Source organism: Bacillus sp. FJAT-27916 (genome assembly GCF_001183965.1).
Lineage (GTDB): Bacteria > Bacillota > Bacilli > Bacillales > Pradoshiaceae > Pradoshia.
On record NZ_LFZV01000001.1, the window covers coordinates 3,643,970 to 3,665,143 of the forward strand.

General features: G+C 42.0%; 18 protein-coding genes, 1 pseudogene and 1 riboswitch. Of the genes and pseudogenes, 6 read left to right on the forward strand and 13 right to left on the reverse strand.

Annotation, left to right across the window (positions count from 1 at the left end; translation table 11 throughout):
• Positions 1 to 82 precede the first annotated feature (82 nt).
• Positions 83 to 487, forward strand: a pseudogene (locus tag AC622_RS17825) (LLM class flavin-dependent oxidoreductase); the annotation flags it as partial.
• A 20-nt stretch (positions 488 to 507) separates the two neighbouring features.
• Here the strand turns inward: AC622_RS17825 and AC622_RS17830 are convergent.
• The gene (locus AC622_RS17830) at positions 508 to 1,005 is read right to left on the reverse strand and encodes an HIT family protein (RefSeq protein ID WP_049672276.1); all 498 of its coding nucleotides are present in this window, start codon (positions 1,003 to 1,005) and stop codon (positions 508 to 510) included.
• Between the two features lie 15 nt (positions 1,006 to 1,020).
• On the reverse strand, positions 1,021 to 1,920 hold the full coding sequence (locus AC622_RS17835; RefSeq protein WP_049672277.1) for a M23 family metallopeptidase: 900 nt from the start codon (positions 1,918 to 1,920) through the stop codon (positions 1,021 to 1,023).
• 138 nt (positions 1,921 to 2,058) lie between these two features.
• On the opposite strand from AC622_RS17835, the gene AC622_RS17840 reads away from it, so the two are divergent.
• The gene (locus tag AC622_RS17840) at positions 2,059 to 2,577 is read left to right on the forward strand and encodes a DUF1003 domain-containing protein (RefSeq protein ID WP_049672278.1); all 519 of its coding nucleotides are present in this window, start codon (positions 2,059 to 2,061) and stop codon (positions 2,575 to 2,577) included.
• Positions 2,578 to 2,761: 184 nt separating this feature from the next.
• On the opposite strand, the gene AC622_RS21125 is transcribed toward AC622_RS17840, so the two are convergent.
• The 5 genes from AC622_RS21125 to AC622_RS17860 all read right to left on the reverse strand — a co-directional run bounded on the left by AC622_RS21125 (position 2,762) and on the right by AC622_RS17860 (position 7,682).
• Complete coding sequence (locus tag AC622_RS21125; RefSeq protein ID WP_156185663.1) at positions 2,762 to 3,565, reverse strand: MFS transporter; 804 nt, start codon at positions 3,563 to 3,565, stop codon at positions 2,762 to 2,764.
• The gene (locus AC622_RS21130; RefSeq protein ID WP_197089959.1) at positions 3,529 to 3,996 is read right to left on the reverse strand and encodes an MFS transporter; all 468 of its coding nucleotides are present in this window, start codon (positions 3,994 to 3,996) and stop codon (positions 3,529 to 3,531) included. The genes AC622_RS21125 and AC622_RS21130 overlap by 37 nt, the downstream gene beginning before the upstream one ends.
• A gap of 75 nt (positions 3,997 to 4,071) precedes the next feature.
• The gene (locus AC622_RS17850; protein WP_049671900.1) at positions 4,072 to 5,289 is read right to left on the reverse strand and encodes an ISL3 family transposase; all 1,218 of its coding nucleotides are present in this window, start codon (positions 5,287 to 5,289) and stop codon (positions 4,072 to 4,074) included.
• 257 nt (positions 5,290 to 5,546) lie between these two features.
• The gene (locus AC622_RS17855) at positions 5,547 to 6,665 is read right to left on the reverse strand and encodes a 5-methyltetrahydropteroyltriglutamate--homocysteine S-methyltransferase (RefSeq protein ID WP_049672279.1); all 1,119 of its coding nucleotides are present in this window, start codon (positions 6,663 to 6,665) and stop codon (positions 5,547 to 5,549) included.
• A 99-nt stretch (positions 6,666 to 6,764) separates the two neighbouring features.
• Entirely contained in the window at positions 6,765 to 7,682 is a 918-nt protein-coding gene (locus tag AC622_RS17860; protein ID WP_049672280.1) for a LysR family transcriptional regulator, read from the reverse strand.
• 202 nt (positions 7,683 to 7,884) lie between these two features.
• Positions 7,885 to 7,984: riboswitch (guanidine-I (ykkC/yxkD leader) on the forward strand.
• 53 nt (positions 7,985 to 8,037) lie between these two features.
• Between AC622_RS17860 and AC622_RS17865 the strand changes: the two genes are divergently transcribed.
• Both AC622_RS17865 and AC622_RS17870 read left to right on the forward strand, forming a co-directional pair.
• Positions 8,038 to 8,379, forward strand: a complete 342-nt coding sequence (locus AC622_RS17865; protein WP_049672281.1) for a DMT family transporter — start codon at positions 8,038 to 8,040, stop codon at positions 8,377 to 8,379.
• Positions 8,379 to 8,693: a DMT family transporter gene (locus AC622_RS17870; protein ID WP_049672282.1), complete on the forward strand. Its 315-nt coding sequence runs from the start codon at positions 8,379 to 8,381 to the stop codon at positions 8,691 to 8,693. Before AC622_RS17865 ends, AC622_RS17870 begins: the two co-directional genes overlap by 1 nt.
• A 255-nt stretch (positions 8,694 to 8,948) precedes the next feature.
• Here the strand turns inward: AC622_RS17870 and AC622_RS17875 are convergent, their stop codons facing one another.
• From AC622_RS17875 to AC622_RS17895, 4 genes are all read right to left on the reverse strand, one after another.
• Positions 8,949 to 10,631, reverse strand: coding sequence for an SWIM zinc finger family protein (locus AC622_RS17875; protein WP_049672283.1), 1,683 nt, complete (start codon positions 10,629 to 10,631; stop codon positions 8,949 to 8,951).
• A 227-nt stretch (positions 10,632 to 10,858) separates the two neighbouring features.
• On the reverse strand, positions 10,859 to 12,490 hold the full coding sequence (locus tag AC622_RS17885; protein WP_049672285.1) for a DUF2075 domain-containing protein: 1,632 nt from the start codon (positions 12,488 to 12,490) through the stop codon (positions 10,859 to 10,861).
• A gap of 26 nt (positions 12,491 to 12,516) precedes the next feature.
• The gene (locus AC622_RS17890; protein WP_049672286.1) at positions 12,517 to 12,834 is read right to left on the reverse strand and encodes a nucleotide pyrophosphohydrolase; all 318 of its coding nucleotides are present in this window, start codon (positions 12,832 to 12,834) and stop codon (positions 12,517 to 12,519) included.
• 159 nt (positions 12,835 to 12,993) lie between these two features.
• Positions 12,994 to 14,517, reverse strand: coding sequence for a glycosyltransferase (locus tag AC622_RS17895; RefSeq protein WP_049672287.1), 1,524 nt, complete (start codon positions 14,515 to 14,517; stop codon positions 12,994 to 12,996).
• Positions 14,518 to 15,085: 568 nt separating this feature from the next.
• Between AC622_RS17895 and AC622_RS17900 the strand changes: the two genes are divergently transcribed.
• Entirely contained in the window at positions 15,086 to 16,846 is a 1,761-nt protein-coding gene (locus AC622_RS17900) for a glycoside hydrolase family 3 protein (protein WP_049672288.1), read from the forward strand.
• Positions 16,847 to 17,069: 223 nt separating this feature from the next.
• Here AC622_RS17900 and AC622_RS17905 read toward each other — a convergent pair whose 3' ends face one another.
• Positions 17,070 to 18,731, reverse strand: a complete 1,662-nt coding sequence (locus AC622_RS17905; protein ID WP_049672289.1) for a M4 family metallopeptidase — start codon at positions 18,729 to 18,731, stop codon at positions 17,070 to 17,072.
• A 227-nt stretch (positions 18,732 to 18,958) separates the two neighbouring features.
• Here AC622_RS17905 and AC622_RS17910 point away from each other — a divergent pair, with 227 nt between their 5' ends.
• Positions 18,959 to 20,128 carry a hypothetical protein gene (locus tag AC622_RS17910; RefSeq protein ID WP_049672290.1) on the forward strand — a complete coding sequence of 390 codons (1,170 nt, stop codon included), beginning with the start codon at positions 18,959 to 18,961 and terminating at the stop codon, positions 20,126 to 20,128.
• Positions 20,129 to 20,185: 57 nt separating this feature from the next.
• On the opposite strand, the gene AC622_RS17915 is transcribed toward AC622_RS17910, so the two are convergent.
• Positions 20,186 to 21,106 (reverse strand): ketopantoate reductase family protein, encoded by a 921-nt coding sequence (locus AC622_RS17915; protein ID WP_049672291.1) that lies wholly within the window; start codon positions 21,104 to 21,106, stop codon positions 20,186 to 20,188.
• Between the last annotated feature and the right edge of the window lie 68 nt (positions 21,107 to 21,174).

The window sequence follows — 21,174 nt, forward strand, 5'->3', positions numbered from 1 at the left end:
TATCGTATTGATGCAAGCAAGGGACTTTAATTTGGTATTTATACATTGGGCGACCATTTACCTAATCCGCATACCGGGGACATTCAAGCGTTCTATTGACGCTTACCGGGAAGCAGCCAGACAAAACGGCTATGACCCATCTACCCTTCCAGTCGCAACGGCTGGCTTCTTCTTTATCGCAGACGATGCCGAGAAAGCGCTTGACGAGTACTACCCTCATATCAATAAAGGAATGGAACGCACCAAGGGACGCGGTTTTCCGCATGCTGCTTTCATCCAAGGAAGTAACCCGCATAATGTCATGAATGTCGGCAGTCCACAGCAGATTATTGAGAAAATCCTTTATCAGCATGAACAATTTGGTCACCAGCGCTATATTGCCCAGATGGATTTCGGCGGAGTGCCGCGCGAAAAAGTCATCGAGAAAATTGAAATCATTGGCACGGAAATCCTTCCTGCCATTCGAAAATATACTGCTAAATCATAAAAAAAGGACACATCGAATCACTAGCATTCGATGTGTCTATTTAATTCAGCCGTTAGCCTTTGAATACCGTCATACATCTCTTCCCTGCTTTTCTTATCATTCATCTCTGTTCGCGCATGGAGTAGAACAGGACGCACAGATTCGATCGAGCGTCCGAACGATTCCATCCATTGATAACGCGGTACCATCCATGTGTGAAAATGATGGGTTGTATCCTCATTATAGAAGTAATAGACATGCTCAATTCCAAGGACGGTCCGCTGTGCCCTTCTGATTTTCGCTAGAAAGCTGATATAGTCCAGCCGCTCCGCATCAGTCAATTCATCCAAGCTGATAATATGGCGTTTGGATGCGACAATCACCAGTCCCTTGATTGGATAGGCAGCATCCTGATGAGCATGGAAATGAGCTGTCTCCCCAATCACACCGCCATCCGGCTCAACCAGACCACTCGTTAACGCACAGCTCAGGCATTCCACCTCAACGGTTCTTCCATCTGATAAAGTAATAGTTCGCATGAATCACCAGCCCTTTCACCAAACAAGATCATTTCTTACAAGGAATCGGTCATTAAACTCAATGGGAACCCCCACTCCATCCTTTTCAGCATGAATATGTACATGAGGCTCTGACGTGTTACCAGAATTGCCGACAAGTCCAAGCTTCTCTCCCGCCTCAACCTGTTCGCCTGCTTTGACCGTCAGACTGTCCTGCTGCATATGGGCAATCCATACTTGAGCTTCAGTACCCTCACATTGAAGAGCCACATGGTTTCCTGCTGCCTTTTCCGGATTGGTTTGCGGCGGATTCAAATCAGGAAGTTCCTGTTCTGCCTCCACCACTTCTCCTGTACATGGACTGTAGATACCATCGCCATAGATTCTGTATTTAGAATTATCACCTGGATAAATGCCAGTGGCTCTCACTCCCCATTTGTCGATCTTTACGATATCAACTGCATATTGCTGGCTTTCATAGGCATGATGGTAGTTGACCTGAACATGAGCTCCTCCCTGTCCAATAAAATAGACTCCATCCTTTAACGGGAATTCCAGCTCAATGGCCTCCTCATTTGCCCAAAGCCCGCTGATTGCGAGCACATTATACAGACCGAATACCCCTATCAACAAAAGATAAAGAGCAAATGACCATTTCTCTCCCTTTTCTAAAGGTGCCCTGAAAGGCTTCCTTCTCACCTTCAAATAGGACAGGATAAGCGCAACAATCAACAAGAGAACCCAAATATATCTCAGATAATAGGTAAGGAAATCCCATGGCGCCGTCATAAACAGCCAGCTTACATAGAATATCGTGAACAGGGATTGCACCAGCCAATCCAACTTACTCTTCTTACTCCCTCTCCAAAGAGTCACAATGAAAACCGCTGGCAAAACCACTTGAAAGAAAACAACCTGAATCATAATCAACAGCATGACATTCCCCCATTTAGTTTGTTTGCTAGTCTATACGGTTTAACCAGAAAATGGTTTCTTATATTGATAGACTTTACAACCCGAATGACTATTCAGAATAGTTTTTATTTTGTGGTATAATAAATAAAGGTGATGATAATGAGTAAAACGACAAAGACAAAAGAAGATTTAATCTTACAGATACTTGATTCAGATCCTTTAAAGAACGATGTGGACTTGATGGAAGAATTAATTGATGAGCCTATTGCCTTTGATGTGGACAAGGCACACGGAGAAAATTTGAGCTTTGGGGCTCGGATGGCGGATAAGATTACCGAGCTTGCTGGTTCTTGGGGATTTATTATCCTTTTTTCGATTTTCCTTATCTTTTGGATGATCTTGAATTACTATTTAGCGGACAGAGCTCCTGACCCGTATCCATTTATTTTGTTAAATCTCATGCTATCCTGCCTTGCCGCACTGCAGGCACCTATCATCATGATGAGTCAAAACAGGCAAAGCCAGAAAGACTCGCTCCGAAGCCAATATGATTATCACACTGACTTAAAGAGTGAATTAATATTAGAAAAGCTTCACGACCAGATGCTCGAGATTGAGAAGAACCAGAAGGAAATTATAGAACAATTGAACAAACTTAAAAAGCAGGAGAGGTTGTAACCCCCTCATCTGATGCTGCAAACCGGTAAGAGAATGATAGATGTAAATCTAGAGAATGCTCATTGTTGCTGGGCTTTCCCTCTCAGGCTCAAGAAATGAAGAAAAGCTGTCATCAACTAAAAAACCGGAGATTTGATCACCTGTAAAGGCAGCCGAATCTCCGGTTTTCTTTTTGTGAGAGTTTTTAAATGGCCGCCTCTTTCATCGAAGATTGTGTATCTTCAGCATAATCAGCCTGGCTTTCACGTATCAGGCTCATGGCAATCGCGCCAAAGATTGCTGCTATCCCGATAGCGAAGAAATTAAACTGTGGTGAGAAACCAAAGGTCAGTAGAATCCCTACATATGTCGGGGCTACAATCGATCCGATTCTCCCGAATGCCATTGTACTGCCCAGGGCCGCCGCTCGCACCTCAACCGAATAATATTGAGCCACATACGCATTGGACATATTTTGCAAACCGACAGAAGCTGCACCAATGAGCGCAATCAGCCCGTAGGCAACATAAATATTTTCCGAGAATCCAATCAGCGTCAATGATACTGCCCCGACAAAGTACAGCGGGATAAGAACCCGTTTGAAGCCAAGCAATTGAATCAGATTTCCAAATATCATCGTGCCAACAATGGACCCAAGCTGCAGAACAACGATAAACATCAGACTGGACTTCAAATCATAGCCGGCATTCATCATTAATGTTGGAAGCCATGTGTTCAAGGAATACATGAGGATGAATGTACAGAAGCAGGATAACCAAAACATCGCCGTACTTAAGCCAAGTTTGTTTTTGAAGAGATCGCGAACAGAGGATTGGTGACCAGCTCCTTCTTCTACTACAATAAAAGCAACATTATCAGGAAGCGTTGGATCAACCTTCTTTAAGACTGTGCGAAGGACTTGTGAATCCTCTTGTTTCATAAGTGAATGAATGGACTCCGGGACAATCCGGATTATGAAGGGCAGTGCCAGGAGCGGTAAAGCTGCCACCCGAATCTCTCAAGTAATAGTTGTCCGCTAAAGGAGGCGAGCATCGCCCCAACGGAGTACCCGCAAAAGATGAGGGAAATGATAGCGGCACGATGCTTCATAGGAGCATATTCAGAGATTAACGCCGCAATATTCGGCATTACCCCTCCAAAACCTAATCCCGCAATAACCCGGCAAATAATAAAAAGAAGCGGTGTCGGCGCAAAACCAGATAATAACGTAAAGAAGCTAAACAAGAAAGTCGTAAATAAAATCAAGCGCCTTCTTCCAAATCGGTCTGAATATAGGCCAAAAATTACTGCACCCATTGCTGTCCCAATTGTCGTATAGCTGCTGATTGACCCCGCCATCATGTCCGAGATCCCCCATTCCGCTTTTAGAAATGGAATCGTTGCACCATAAATGACAACATCATAGCCATCGAACATCATGATAAAAAACATACAAATAATTAAAATATAGGTTCTTTTTCAAGTGTTGGGGTAGAGTCTTTTTGCTCTACTCCCTTATCCTAATGAATGACCGATGTTTTTATATTGATGGTGGAGGAGGATCCTCGCGCGGAATCGGGTGAAATTCCGATAGCCAAATCCATTCCGTTTCATCACCTTTGTTAAGTTGTTTAAGCCTTCCACAAACCCATTCGAGTAATTGAACTCGAAGCGATTTAAGATTTCTCTTTCCCAGTTTCGATACGTTTGGACTGTCTTGCTCAATTCAGGAATGCCACTCCCTTCTACCTTCTGATAGAACTGACGAAGTTCTTTCTGTGTCTCCAGAATCCCTTTTCCTCCATTTTCTTTTGCCTTATAAAACCAAGTATAAAAGGCCTCCTTGAGCTCATATGCTTTCTGGAGTTCAGGGGAAAAGCTGAAGTATCGCTGAAGAAGCCACTGGTCTTTCTCCGTTAATTTATGGGCGGCTTTATGAAAGATATAGCGGGCTTTCTTGCATTTCTTCCGGTCATATTCATGCCACCTGGCCTGTTCTCTCACTCGCACCCGATCCAGCGCCCAATTCATATATCGGACAAAGTGGAAGCTATCCGCCACAATGATGGGCCGCCCCAACGCCTCTTGAACTGCTCTCTTAAAGGCTAAACTCATATCCATGACAACCACTCGGACCTTCGCTCCGTGTTTACGCAGGTAATCCTTGATCGTATCCTTCCGGCGATTCGGAAGAATATCGATGGGCTCTCGTGTTTGGGCATCCGCAATGATAAGCTGAAACTTTTCCTTCCCGGTGTTCCCCTTGAATTCATCAATGGCGATCACTTCTGGCAAGGCAGCCGACCCCTTCATGGAGTCCGGGACAATGGCATCAAACCGGCGGATGATGGTACTGACGGATGTATGATATTGAGCGGCGATTTCGGTGAATGTCTTGGCTTTGACTGTACGTATCTGGACTTGTTGGTTCCATTCTTTTGAGAAGCGTTGATACCGATCGACAAACGGGTTCTGTTCGGCAAACCTCTTTCCACAAGGACAAACATACCGCCGTTTGCGGTATTGCAAAACCGTTGGTCGTTCCGCCATTTTAAGATGCCGAACGGACTGAATCCGATAATCATGGACTTTCTGCGTTTCCTCGCCACATCTTGGACAGGTATGCGGTGCCATGGGCATCTCAACGGTTATTTCAAAAACACCATTATCCTTCACCTCGGACTTTGTCACCCTTACACCTTCTAAACCCGGCAATGTTATGATAAAATTCAAGAGCACACATCTCCTTTTCGACTTGTTTCTGGACAATTCAAGTATAAGAAAAGTGCAGCATGTGTGCTCTATTTTTTATGTCCATTTTTTTGGACACCCCAACATTTAGTATAGAACCTAAATATAATGAAAGCCTCTAAGTTTACTATGATTTATACGTTCAATAGGATTCACTTTCTCCATGGCGCCCTCCAAATCGTTTATCGTTTATGGAAATGCACAGCCGCCTGCACAGGATACAGGCGGCTGCATCTAGTTTACTGCCAAACCTCTTCAGCAATTTCTTTTACAAAACGAAGCTTGCGCCATTGCTCCTCTTCCGTTAGAATATTTCCTTCCTCCGTAGAGGAGAAGCCGCATTGGGGGCTTAAGCACAACTGCTCAAGCGGAACATATTTTGCCGCTTCTGCAATCCGTGCTTTTATGGCTTCTTTATCCTCCAATTCGCCATTCTTAGATGTTAGCAAGCCAAGCACGATCTTCAAATCCTTGCGATTAACGTATTTCAATGGTTCAAAGCTTCCTGAACGCTCATCATCAAACTCGAGGAATAAACCATCAACATTAAGGCCGCCGAATATTACCTCAGAGGCATAATCATATCCCCCGCTTGAGAAATAATTCGATTTATAATTCCCGCGGCAAATATGCATCGTCACAGCCAAGTCCTCTGGTTTATTGGCAATCGTCTCGTTAATCATCCGCTGCATGACCAGCAGCTCCTCTGCAGGGTCCAAGCCCTTTGCCCGCAGCTTGTTGTGACCTTCTTCTGAAAAGAGATCAGACCATGCTGTATCATCCAGCTGCAGGTATCGGCAGCCTGCATCATAAAAGGCTTGAATAGCCTTTTGATAAGCGGCAATCGTATCTTGCAAAAGCTTCTCCCGGTCTTGATATCTATCATCATTTATATCCGCACGATAGAGAAGCATATTCGGGCTCGGGATAGTTTGTTTGACGACAGCATCACCCGCATGCTCCTGTACAAATCGGAAATGCTCCAGAAATGGATGGTCCGAGAAATCAATCTGGCCACTAACACGAATTCCTTCCTTGCGTGTCTCCATCTTGTGAAAGCTAAGACCCGTCTCCTTTTCATAATAGTCAACGCCATCAAGACCGCCTAAGAAGTCAAAATGCCACCAGCTTCGGCGGAATTCCCCATCCGTTACCCCAATTAATCCATTTTCCTTTTGCTTTTCGATAAGGTGAATGATTTCTGCATTCTCGACATTCTTCAATTCCTCGTATGTAATGGTACCAGCTTTATAATCCTCTCTTGCCTGTTTAAGAGGCTCCGTGCGCAATAAGCTGCCAACGTGATCGTAACGGAATGGTGCAGTGATTTTTGTACTTTCTTGAATGTGGATAGTCATGAAATGCATCTCCTTCTTCCTTTGTCTTATTAGGAAGTGTAGCATGACCGCATCACTCGCAGATAACACTTAAAATGTATCTCTAGCTATAGCTTTAAACTATAGCAAAGCTTGCTCTTCAACGATTGTATCCTTTAAATACTCGATATAAATATTGGCAAGCGGGCTGTTCTTCACATTTTTATGTGTAATATAGCCGACCCTGATTTCTTCATCAACACGCAGTGGTACAGACACAATGTCTGATCCATTCAGTTCGCGGCTGATGACACCTGTGGAGATTGTATAGCCATTCAGGCCAATCAATAGATTAAACAAAGTGGCACGGTCACTGACATGAATATTCTTCGGCCGTGAAATTGTACTTAAGATTTCCTCCGAGAAATAAAAGGAATTATAATCCCCTTGCTCAAACGATAGGTATGGATAAGGGAGGAGATCGTTTAAGGTCACATATTCCTGTTTCGCCAACGGATTGCCCGAGCTGATGAATACATGAGGTCTCGCCGTAAACAGCTGATGAAAGATGAGATTCCCTTCCCGCAGGAATTTCGAAATCACCTTCTCGTTGAAATCGTTCAAATAGAGGATGCCAATCTCGCTATGCAGATTCTTCACATCCTCGATGATTTCATACGTCTTCGTCTCCCGTAACGAGAACTCATAATCCTCACGATGATAATTCTTCAACAGGCGCACAAATGCACTGACCGCAAACGCATAATGCTGGGAGGAGACCGAGAAATGCTGCTGGGTTGACTGCGCACCCGCATAGCGGTTCTCCAGCAAATCCGCCTGTTCCACCACCTGCCTCGCATAACCGAGGAACTCCACTCCCTCAGGTGTCATCGTGATTCCTTTATTTGTCCGGATGAACATCACGATTCCAAGCTCATTCTCTAATTCCTTCAGTGCATTAGATAAACTCGGCTGACTGATGAACAGATTTTGTGCAGCTTTACTGATCGAGCGGCTTCTCGCGACTTCAATTACATATTTCAACTGTTGCAGCGTCATGAACAACCGCCTCTTTTCTGATTATGTTGATTTCCTCTGCAGGCAGACACCGTCCGCTTCGAACAAGAAACTTTAAATAATCATAGTTTACCAGAAAATTCAGATACATAGGTATATTTGATATCAAGATTAAACTCCACCACGAAGTGTCTTTTCTTGATTACTTGGGGGAATTTTGTATAATAAAAGGAATTAAATCAATCAAAAAGTTTTCTAGGGTTCCGCAATCATATCGGTTGGCCTGGTCCGAGAGAAAACTCACAGCAATTGCTGTGCCACGGAAGGATAAAAGCCTGGGAGATACTGTTTAGCAGCTATCTCTCGGGCTTTTTTGATTTTTTAGGAGGTTATTGAGATGAACAAGGATTGGATTCAAGTATTCATTGCCGCTGTCTTTGAGGTACTTTGGGTGATTGGCCTGAAGCACGCAGACAGCCTGTTGGACTGGGGAGGAACGGTCGCAGCCATTATCATCAGCTTTTCGGGGCTCATCATGGCCAGCCGTAAGCTTCCGGTCGGAACCGTTTATGCTGTCTTCGTCGGGCTTGGTACAGCAGGTACCATGCTGTCTGAGGTTCTCTTCTTTGGAGAGCCGCTTAAATTAGAAAAAGTGATTCTCGTGCTCATCTTATTGGCCGGCGTAATCGGATTGAAGCTTGTCACAGATGATGAGCCTAAGAAAGGAGAGGCTTCCTAATGGCATGGATATCGTTAATTTTAGCCGGAGTATGTGAAATGATTGGTGTGGCAATGATGAATAAATGGAATAATGACGGCAAATGGACGTCGATTCTTTTGCTGATTCTCGGATTCGGTGCAAGCTTCCTTTTCCTTTCACTTGCCATGGAGACATTGCCAATGGGAACTGCCTATGCCATCTGGACCGGCATTGGTGCCTCTGGAGGTGCTATCGTCGGAATGCTGATTTACGGCGAATCAAAGAACTGGCGCAGGGTTTTGTTTATCTTCATGATTCTCGGGTCGGCTGTTGGATTGAAGCTAGTTTCCTAGACAAAAAACACAATACCCTAAGCAAATGGTATTGTGTTTTTTCGTCTTATGATCCATGTGTGCTTGAACCTATCTGTAATTTAAGCTACATGATTCCCCTTTTCCCTTATGCACTCTGCACTTATACCTTCGTGCCAAATGGAAGCTTGGAAAGAGCCATATTTCACCGGAGTTCACCACTCAGCTACCAGCTCCCGAATCACAATCAAATGCTCTCTGCTCCGTTGTCCAGTTTATTAATGCAAAATCCCTTCCTCACCCTATTTTCCCAAGCTCATCAAGAAAAGCTGGCCTATTCTTAAAAGTCTGTTTTAACTCTTCAATAAAGAGGGCTGTATTTCTATTACCGCCTATTTTCTTATAATCTTTAATGATCTTGCAGACTTTTTTATACTTCTTACGTTCATTGGCTTCAGCCGCTTCCGCTTCTATGAATGTCTTAAAGATTTTATTTACATCAGCAGCGTAATCTTCAAGCAAGTATGGATACAATTCTTGAATGGCAGATGGATAGCGACGACAATAGGCTAACAACTTATCATTCAGCTTTTCTTCTTTCAGAATCTCTACATAGATAGATATTGGGTATGTTTTTTTCTCGAGTGTATGAAGAATATCCTGTTGAACAGTTGGCCACTCCTCTTTTGTATATAACTCTTTCAGTTCCAAATAATACTGAAAATAATTCCTATAAATGAAATCAAGCATCAATTCTCGCTGCTTAGGAATATCTCCAAGCCCTTTATAAGCCTGCAATAAATATTTCTTCCATTGCAAAACAAGACCCGCATAGTCTTTGTTAAGAGAGATTCCCTCTTTACATAGTGAAACTACTTCCGTGTATTTCTCGTTCTCTAACAGGTGAAGAATCGCCTTTTCTCTAAAAGGACTATAGGCGATGTTTTCATAAATGAATTTGAGGGCTTTCTCTTCACCGTCATGATATTCCCATAATTCTAATTGGATGAGTTTAATTCGTTCAAGCTCATATTTAGCACTCCAACTAGTCATATCCAGTCCATTCAAGCGAGTATTCAACTGCTTCTCGAACTTTTTTCTAATCCCTGCATCAGCACAAAAAGGAATGCATACTCGCAGTAGATCATTACTCCACTCACCCCACCCATCGTAGCGTTTATGCATGGCTTCCTTCATCACCACTGTATATAAATGATTTTTCTGCTTAGCATCCATAGATTCTATATTCTGACGAACTGCTTCCTGAGTAATTTTAATACTCTCATTTATGACAGAGCCAACACTTCCGCCTGAGTCATCACTGTATTGTAGCATTCTAACCACCACCGAAAGGATTGCAATACATAACAATACCGCCTCTTCCGCATGACCCTCTACAGCCTTTTGCCGTGCTTTTTCTAGTACAATATTTGCCCCTTCTAATGCATGGTCTACATCCCTCCAAGCAATGAAGCCGCTCCGTTTATACTGCCGAATATAGCTATTTATCAACTCCTTACTTGAAGCAACCTCATCCTCAGTCGTTGCATACATGTACTCTATTCTTTTTGCAATCTCAGGATTTCCCTTTACTAGCTGTACTGCCAGACTCAATAGCTCAGCTTTTGAAAGCCTTGAAAGAATAGTTTCAATATCCTCTTTTTTCTTTGTGTTCTTCACCTTCTTATTCTTTTCCGGAGCAGATAGCGTGCCGATTTTTTCTCGAAGTGCATAAAAGGCCGCTACCTGATGCTTGCAATAATCGCCCCAATCATACGGACAATCACAAGCTGAATGGACAATTTCTCCCTCTCCATTTAAATTGATTTGAATTGTATAATGATTAGAACCCATGATTTCTGCCACAAAATGCTGTGGACTAACTTCAACCATCCCTAATATGTGATTCTCCTCAAAATATCGTTTTCCTCGATCCAATATTTTCCTTGGCACATACTCCTCAAAAGCAGTCAATTTCACACTAATTCTCCTCTCGTCTATGATAAATGAATATTATGATTCTATATGGGCAACCCTTATTAAATCTTTTATCGTAATCATCTATCTATTTATTATTACCAGAATCAAGCATCCTATCCAGCTAGACATTATGACATTACTTCTTAAAAAAAACCATCATGGTTATAATGGAAATGCAAAAAACCGAATTCCTGGCAAAGGCATTCGGTTATCTCATTAGGTCGATATCACTTCCTCCATGAGAATCTCTCTGCTTCAAGTTCCAATAGTCTCTTTCTTAGATTCGAATCATGGGCATATATATACAACCCATGAACTCCCCTCTTCATCAGGACATTCAGCGAATTCAAGATAATCTTCTCCATGATTTCTTCACTGTTTTCATAGTCGCTTCTGCCCCTGAAGGCCTCAATATCCTTATACTGATCCGGGTAAACTTTCAGTGTATCAGAATCTTTATCATAGCCTATTGACGGGCCTAGAATGACTCCAACATAGTTTAAATCAAAGCCTTGAATCGTATAAATGGAGCCGACTTCCCTGATTGTCTCAGCTTCCTCGGCCCATGTACGGTTTCCATAATCATTATTCCAGGGAAGCTTGAAGTTTCCTTCTTCGACATAATAGGCTTCTCCATCTTTCTTATGAACATAGTCAAAGGTTGAAACAATTCGAGCCAGTCCATGCTTGCGGTCCATTTGTTGGATGACCTCATACATCTCAGCGGCCGAGTCAAAAATCCGAAAATCATACTTGTCTTCAATTGGCATCGGGCTAAGTTTCTTTTCGACAAACTGATCTATCCAATTGACGAGAGCATCGGAGGCGCGTATTCGAAACTGGTTCTTTAGGACATAGTCTCCCTTTTGACAGCCTTTTGTAACTTGTTTCAGCTTCTCCTCATCCCAATAGCTTTTCATCTTCAGGACTTGCTTATCATCAAAAACGACAATCGCAATCTTGCTGTGTCGGATAATTTCCTCGAGATGATTTTCTTCCGTGAAATTATTATAGCTGTCGGATTTAGTTAGCAGTAAATGAGCTTCATCCACTAAGACAATATCCGCCCGATGCCCCAGCTTCTTGCGCCTGTTAATAAAGCTTGTTGGTTTCTCGAAATGTTTCTTAGAGAGTGCCTTCACATTCCCGGCGATCTTTTTATACGTTTTTAACATTTCCGAATGATTGACCAATAGATAGTTATCCGTCTTATACAAAGGACTATCCTTATCCTTTGATAGCTCCTGAATTTTATTGAAAACAGAGCTGAGGACTACACTCTTTCCGACACCGGCTTCCCCTTTAATGATGAAAACAAATCGGACCTCATCATTAATATGTTTTTCGCAGACTTCGATGATTTCCTGCTGTAACTCCAGCTGGCCAATCGTCATCTCTTTAAATGGAGAAAGCTTAAAAACATCCTTATTCTCAATCGCCTGCCTGGAATGGTCGACCATCTCCCTCTTTAAGAGCTCTGTCCAAATATCATCAAATACCTCTTCGTCAAAGAACTTTTTCTCATAATAATTATGCATCACGCTCTTAACAGTCTGACTCTTATTCTGCAGCTTGTAGCGCTCATCTGCCAAGAAATAATTAATCAGCTTCGTCTCAATATTATAAGTTGCAGAACGGTTGAATTTCTCATGCTTGATAATGGACATTTTCTTTAAAGATTTCCGTTCATGATTCTTCAAATGGTCCCTCATTCGATTTTTGACAGCCACTGTCTCTCCTATGTATACAGTCGTATCATTATTCAAAAAATAAACGACAGGATAGTCGATATAAAAGCCGTTCATGCGATTAATTGATTCCTTATTAAATGCCATCGTCTCTATATCCACTTGTCCCATTCCCCATCCCACCTATCTATAGCTGATTATAAACCTGCATCATTATGGTTTTGCGGAGCCGGATACTTAAGCGCATTCTTCTTAAGCTTGCGAAGCGCTTCCTCCTCCAAATCGATATCCAATTTATCGGCTAACTGCAGAAGATAAATAAACACATCAGCCATCTCTTCTTTAATATTCTGTCTAGATTCACGTGCAGCCTCTTCACTGTCCTTCCACTGGAAATTCTCTAGCAGTTCATTCGCCTCTAAAGAAATCGATATCGCTAAATCCTTCTCATTATGGTATTGGCCCCAGCCTCGCTCATCCCTGAATTCCAGCACCTTTTTCATGACTTTCTCCATTTAGCAACCCACCCAACTTTAAGTTCTATCTATTCTACTTTATCATTTTTCAATAAGAAGACAAAAAAGTCAGCAGTTCCTCCCTGAAACCTCAATCCCCTATACTGCTTAGTAATAAAACATAAAAAAAGCCCTTCCAAACGAAGGACTTTTCACTTATTATGACCTTATTTTTCGATTTTCTAATGCTTTAGATACAATGGAAACCCACTCTTCATCCTTTTCGCTAAATTCTCTTTCAATTTTTCGAAGGGCTTCCTTTCCCATTTTTAATGCTAATTCAACATTAGTAAACATGAAAATCATGGACTCAGCCAGCTGTTCAATACTGTTTTTTGGTACAAGTAATCCATTAATACCGTCATCAATCAGTTCTTTTGGACCGTAATTAATATCATAGCTCACAACTGGTGTAGCATTAGCCATACTCTCTAATATAGATAGAGGAAACCCTTCTGTTCGAGAGGCTAAAATGCTAAATAATGCACCTTGATACTTTTCTGGGGGATTCTGTGCATAACCATTTATTTTTATATGACTAGTCAAATTGGCTTTTTCAATCATTTGCTGCAAATTCTCTTTTTCAGCTCCATCACCCCATAATTCCAATCTAGCATCAGGAACCTTCTTGACGACTAGTTCAAAAGCTTGAATGATGTGATCAAAATTCTTAATTGCAGCATACCTGCCAATCGCTACCGCAAGTCGTTCATCTCTACCAATCTTCGGCCGGCCTAACCAGTTTTTTTCAATAGAAGGTTTTACTATATTTGGCATCACATATAGATTATCCTTTGGGCCGAATCTCTTCTCAATATCCTCTTTTTGCTGCCTGCTTAGAACTAAAGCAGCATCAAACATATCCAAATAATCAAAGCCTGTCCGAACAGGCGGGGCAATTTCAGAATCATCCTCAAAAGGCGCCATAAGATGGTTGCTGTGAAGCCTCCAAATTTTAGCTGCTTTTTTATTTGTTACCTTAATCATTAACAGGTCTGTATTTCTAGCATCAGAGACTAGAACAGGATTCTCTTTGTCCTTAATGACTTGTTCAATCCATGCAGTTTTCAACTCATCATCATTACTATATATCGCTGACATGGAGCCATCCTCATTAAACACATTGACACGAACAGCTCTTCCATTTTCCGGATTGACCCATTTAGATAAATAGGCGTGGTTGTTATTTCGGTAAAAAACCATTTGACGAGGCTTATTTAGCTGGTAGTCCATGAATGAAACTTTTCTTATTATGCCAAATTCATCGTATATTTCTCTTTTTGTTCGATAGCGTTCTTCATTAAAATAATCAATGAAATCTAATTTTCCATTTTTGCGGTACTTTTTGTACCTCACATACAATCCATTCTCATAAACACGGAAAGCATTATGTCCAATATGCGGATCTAAATATCCTGTTTCACTAGGTTCATCCCTTTTAAGAGGTTTTTCTTGCCCACATAATCCCTCATATAGATTTAGTATCTTTACCTCTCTACTCAATAAACCTTGATCAATCAATTGTTTTCGAATAGTATCATATCTCGTATCAAAATTAAATGTTAATATATGAGTATCAAAGCCCATCCTGGCAAATGTATTCGCCTGAGTTAAAGACGCTTTTGTCAAACCACCCCGTTGTACATCCAAAGAATTGATCAAGAAGTACATCGTCGCATTCATTTTTTACCAACTCCCTCATAGATAGAACTAATACTTATACCATAGATATTGAAAATTATTACTATTAACCAATGGATACTCTAGGTGAAAGATTGAACTGGTGTACCATCTTTAGCACTCTTCCGTTATACCAATCCCTCCCAAAATAGTAATTCTAAAATATTCAATACCAAAATCATCCTTATCTATCTGAATTCCCCACTTGTCACTAAAGTAACCCTTCTATTATCTTTTTGAACACTTTACAAGCTCCACACATCATTCATTGTGATCTCTCAATGAATAGTCTTTCGAAACGTCTTTTAGAATGAACTGACCTTTCTCTCATCTCTTTCATTTCTCTATTAAGCCACTACAGACATGACAAAATGTTCTCCGATGTTGCATAAAAGGCTAGCATTTCGTTAAAAAATTGACTAATATATTAGTATACAAGTATACAAGTTTCGCATAGTTTTAATCTCTTTCTCTTCGTTACATGATTAATAACTCACGAAAGCGCTTTAAAAACTAGTTACTTGTAAAGTTTCAATAAGAACCATTACTTTTTTAAAAGGAGCTTTTATCAATGGGTAAAGTAAATTTAAAAGCACAACCATATAATTTAACAGACGATGATATTAAATGGGTTCAAGATACAATCAGCTCTATGACCATCGAGGAGAAGATCGGTCAATTATTTGTCAACATGGGATCTAGCCGTACAGAAGAATATTTAACAGACATGGTTAATCAATATCATATCGGCGCCGTTCGCTATAACCCTGGAAAAGCGGAAGAAGTATATGATCAAAATAAAATCTTGCAAGAGAAAAGTAAGATTCCTTTGTTAATCGCAGCGAATACAGAGGCTGGCGGAAACGGAGCTTGTACGGATGGAACAGAAGTTGGTTTAGAAGTCAAAATCGGGGCAACTAACGACACAAAATGGGCATATGAAATGGGACGTGTTTCCGGCGTTGAAGCATCTGCCATTGGCTGTAACTGGAGTTTTGCTCCAATCGTAGATATAAACTACAACTGGCGTAACCCAATCATCTCCAGCCGTTCATTCGGTTCTGACCCGGATTTAGTGCTTGAGATGAGCCTCGCTTACATGAAGGGTATTCAGGAAAGCGGAATTGCTCCAGCAGCAAAACATTGGCCTGGAGACGGCGTAGATGAGCGTGATCAGCATTTATCCTTCTCCGTGAACAGCCTTTCTACTGAAGAATGGGATGCAACATACGGTAAAGTATACAAAGGCTTAATTGATGCCGGTCTGCCTTCCATCATGGCAGGACATATTCATTTGCCAGCCTATGAGAAACATTTCAACCCTGGCAAAAAAGATGAAGATTTGATGCCTGCAACATTATCAAAAGAAATCACTACAGACCTGCTTCGCGGCAAATTAGGATTTAACGGAGTTGTCGTAACAGACGCGAGCCATATGCTCGGCTTAACTGGCGCTATGAAGAGAAGTGAACTGCTTCCAACATCCATCGCTGCAGGCTGCGACTTATTCCTATTCTTCAATGATCCAGATGAAGATTTCGCCTACATGATGGACGGCTATAAGAAGGGAATCATCACAGAAGAACGTTTGCAAGAAGCGCTAGAACGTATTCTTGGTTTGAAAGCAAGCCTCGGACTTCATAAAAAAGCAAAAACAGACATTATGCTGCCTAAAGAAGAAGCTATGGCGAAAATTGGACTTCCAGAAAACACAGCCTTGTTCAAGGAAGTTGCTGATCAAGCCATCACACTAGTAAAAGACAAACAAGATATTTGGCCAGTTACACCTGAGAAATACAAACGCGTTCTATTAGTTGACGTAAAAGGTGTTCAGGGCGGATTCGGCGCTCTAATCGGAAGTAAAGAAAAAGCGGTTGATATGATGAAAGAATTGCTTGAAGCACAAGGTTTCATCGTAACTGTTTGGGAATCAACTGAAGAGAAAATCATGAAGCTTCCAGAAGAGGAAAGAGCAGCAGCTATCGCAAACGTCTATGCTCAAAAGAGACCAATCACGGAGCTAACTGATAATTATGACCTAATCATCAATATCGCAAATGTAAACCCAGGTACGGTTCAAAGAATCGTATGGCCTGCAAGTAAAGGAACGCCAGACATTCCGTTCTATATCCATGAAGTGCCAACAATCTTTGTTTCTGTTCAATATCCGTACCATTTACCAGATGTTCCGCAAGTCAAAACATACATCAATGTGTATGACAGCAGAAGACAGTCATTAGAAGTACTTGTCGAGAAATTGATGGGACGCTCTGAGTTTAAAGGGGTAAGTCCAGTTGATGCTTATTGCGGATTTGTTGATACGCGAATTTAATAGCACAGAATTGAGAAGCAGGGATACCTATTCCCTGCTTCTTTGTTTTGAATTCTGTTTCGGATTCTATTCCTATCATTAGGCATTCGCCCTTACCCATAACCATCGTGTTTTCGCCAATAAACCTTATTCAATCGAACCTTTCCGAGAAGCTCAGTTCCATTCTCACTTCAAATCAAAAAACAGGCGGGACTAAAACTGCATCCCACCTGTTCAACATTAATTAATAGATTCCCACCGAATCAAATCCTGCATTAGCAGCAGCTGTTTCCGCACTTCCCGCTCCATACAAATCAATCGCTGATTGAACAACGGCTTGGCGTGCATCGCTGAAATTAGAGTTTGGCGTTAGGTAGACAGTCAATGCACGGTAGTAGATTTTCCCTAGCTTCTCACGTCCGATATCTTGCGCGATTAGATATGCGGCATGGTTGGTGATAGAGGAATTGACGTGTACTCCCCCTCCGTCAACGGATGTCGGCATATGATAGAATTCATCCATATGGTCTGGATAAACTCCGCCATTCGTGCTGTACGCACGTCTTTGCTCATTGCTGACAACGACGCTGTTCGGATCACGGAGGCTGCGAAGGACCGTAAATCCATCTGCTTTAGCAGCTGGCGCCATAATATCCTCGCCCATTTCCCAATCGCTATCATCCACGAGTGCACCGAATACATCTGCAAATGACTCGTTCAGTGCGCCAGATTGATTGCGGTACACCAAGTTAGCTGAATGGCTGATGACACCGTGGGTCATTTCATGGGCCGCGACATCAAGTCCTGCTGATAGGGAAATCATGAATTCGCCATCCCCATCGCCATAGGTCATCCAGCGCCCGTTCCAGGAGGCGTTATTGTAATTCGTGCCATAATGGACTTTGGAGATAATGGCCATTCCTTCCCCATCAAGAGAATTACGGCCATGCTCCTTCAAGAAATACTCGTACACTTTTTCAGAATTATAATGAGCATCAACAGCTGCGCGGTCATAATCGCTTTTAAAGGAGGCGGAGTTTCCGACATAAAGCGTATCATTGCTGGCTGTATTATCATTCTTGGCATCATAGGTCTCGATACCCTCCAGATTGGCATGCGCATAATCTGCCAGTGCAAACTTTGTTCCGGAATTCGGCTCCTTCACGCGAGTGATGTGCAGCTCTCTGTGTTCCCCATGTACACCAAGCCCGGTACCTTTCTGCGTTTTATTTTCATCCGCATGCATTAACGCATTATATTGATCAATGATTTCTCCAGATTTCGCATCCACGAAGACATACCAGTTGCCAGGCTCTTCTCCCATGAAATTCACATTGACCTTATAGGCTGTATAGTTTTTTCCCTCGAATGGATAAACAACGAGCTCTGAGGTTGGTTCATATGTAAGCTCTTTAGAGGCATTTACAGAAGACTTGGCAGCCTTAATAGCTGCATCACTGCTGATGGAGGCTTTCGTATCTACAGTGGTAGTAGCGAGTGTTTGATTTGTCCGTCCATTAACGGAAACGACTTCATTCTCCTCATTGAAATGGACAATCACTTCAGACCCTTCAACATTCACGCCATTAATTGATTGATTGAATCGAACATGCGTCATCCCAAGCTCATCCTTCTGGACATCCTTCACTTTCAAGCTCTTATCCGGATTGCTTATTCCCGTCTCTGCTTTGTTCTTTTCTAAGTACTTAAGGGCATTGGCAGGATTGCTTGAGGAGAATCTCTCTGCATGACGCTCTTTCACGAATAGAGGAACACTCGCCTTTTCATTCCAATTCTTGACCACCTTCTGCGAATCAACCGGCGCTGCAAAGACATTGCCAACTGGAAGCGAACTCATCAACATGGCCGACGATAATATGACAGGAACAATCAATTTCTTCTTCAATCCCTCATCCCCCTAATAAAGTGCATTTTTTTCATTATAAAATGACATAGAATTAATATCATGAATATTTAGAATTATTTACCAATTGTGACCACTGGCTAAATATAACTAGTTTTCATGCCTAGATAGATGACCTCCTGCTTTAAGTATCCAAGAGCAAAAAGACCAGATATCCCCATTTTTGTGGTAAAATTATGCCAATTAGTATAATAGGAGGCTGTGTTCATTTGGCATTAAAAAAAATCCATCATACTCAAAAAGGACGAATTTGGCTGAACTGGGCCGGAAGAATAGTTATGTACTTGGCAACAAGCACCGTTGTTCTAGCCTCCTTCCTCCTTTTTTGGTTTGCCTACCTGTCCTATGTGAGTGAGTTTACGGCAGGGGCGATTGCTCTGTCGATTGGAGCAATCATCTTATTCATTCTAGGAATCTTCTTCATACGAATGGTTACGCGTATACCGAGAGAGGATTATGGCATTGAAATGAAGGAGGACGGAATTTATCAATACTTCGTCAATTTTGACCGCCAAGAAACGAAGGAACACTTTCTCTCTTATGATCAAATTGAGCGGATCATTATTGGCCCTTCCGCTTTTAAAATTGCGCGTAAACCCTATTATTACATAACAGTCCGTTTTGTATGGGAGTGGACAGAAGATGGGAAGAAGGGCTACTCATCCATAAGCGTAGAAACGAAAAAGCAGCTTGAAGAAATGCTGGATAAATTCTCTCCGGATACACCAATCCAAACAACGGATTACGACCTTTCTTCATATAATGCCTATGTTTTACATGAGATTTTTTCAACAACCGAGTTAAACGATTGGAATAATCGAGATCCGCTCGTACTGCCATTTACGGCCTTTCAGAGACAATATAGTCCTGGACGTAGATGGGAACCTGCCGCTATTAGGGAAAAACGACAGCGCAGATATGCGCGGCTCGATAAATATGGGGCCTTCTTCTATCGGATGAGCTTGATCTATTGCTTATTATGCAGCCTCCTATTCATACCCGGCTGGCCTGTCAACAGCAATGAGCATTTCGATAATAATGTGATGGTTGTCTTTCCCATTCCTTTGATGCTGCCATTAATCATTTTTTATTATTTCAGGGAAAGATTTAGTATGAAGCAGGTCCTCCTCCAATGGGTATATCTATTAGCCGCCTATTTTGCAGGTGCCTTCATTGGCGCCATCTTTAGAGGAATTAACGTAGCCATCTTATTAGCAATCATTGATTACGGAAAGAATCTGCTTATTACACTTTTCATTACATTTTTAATCAGTAAAAGTATATGGTTTTTCTGTTTTGCCGCAGTCATGCTTACGAGGCTTTTTAAGGTCGAGCTGATGAAGCCTAACCCACGAAAGCAGAAAATGACACTCCCTTAAGAAAAGCTAATAAAAAGGCAGCAGCCCATGAATATGGGCTTGCTGCCTTCTTTATGTTTATACATACTGCTTCTCCATCCCCTTGATTCGCTCATACAGCTCCTCGTTCACAGGTGTCGGAATTTGATGTTGCCGGCCGAATGCAATGACAGTTCCAGCAAATAATTCTACCTCGCTAGGCCGACGTGCCTCTGCATCCTGAGCCATTGATGGCTTTCCATTCGGCCCTAATGTCCCGAGTATGTTCAACCAATAGTAAAGGTCCTCCTCTGCCAAATCAATGCCTTCCTTCTGTGATAAGGCAATGACCTCTCTCATCGCAGCAATCATCGTGTCTCTCGCTTCTCCCTCTCGTTGGATACCGCCATAATTCGTCTGATAGACCGCCACCGTTTGGTTGACACCGACATTGAGCATGAATTTCCCCCATTGTCTTTTCATCATCTCTGTCTCTATTTCATAAGCCACATCCATTTGCTCCAAAAATTCAGCAAGTTCCTCCGCTTTAGATGAGATAACACCAGGTTCCTTCGAGCCAAAGCAGAGCATGCCCATATTGTCATAGGTCAGCTTATTTCCAACCTTCACAGCATCCATCCCTTGTGCCACACAGTAGAGCACTTTATCCATTCCATATGCTTCGCCAATAATCGACTCACTTGTAATCCCATTCAGCAATGAGATGATGATTGTATCCTCACCGACATGCTTTTTCATCGATTGAATTGCTTCTTCCAGCCCATTGAACTTAACGGCAAAAATCACTAGATCTGCTGGTCCGCACTCTTCCTCTGGTGTCACGTAATGAAATTCACAAAGCTCCCCATTACTATAAACCTTCTCCTTCTCGTACCGCGTAATGCGATTCTGATCAGCGACAATTCTTAAATCCTCTGATCTCATTCTTTTTGATAAATGATGACCAAATAAAACCCCTAATGCTCCCAGTCCAATGATTGACACCTTTTTAATAGCCATTTCTCCCTTGCCTCCCTCTTATTCCACTTTAAGAAAATTTTAACATATTTGACAACAGACAAAAAAGA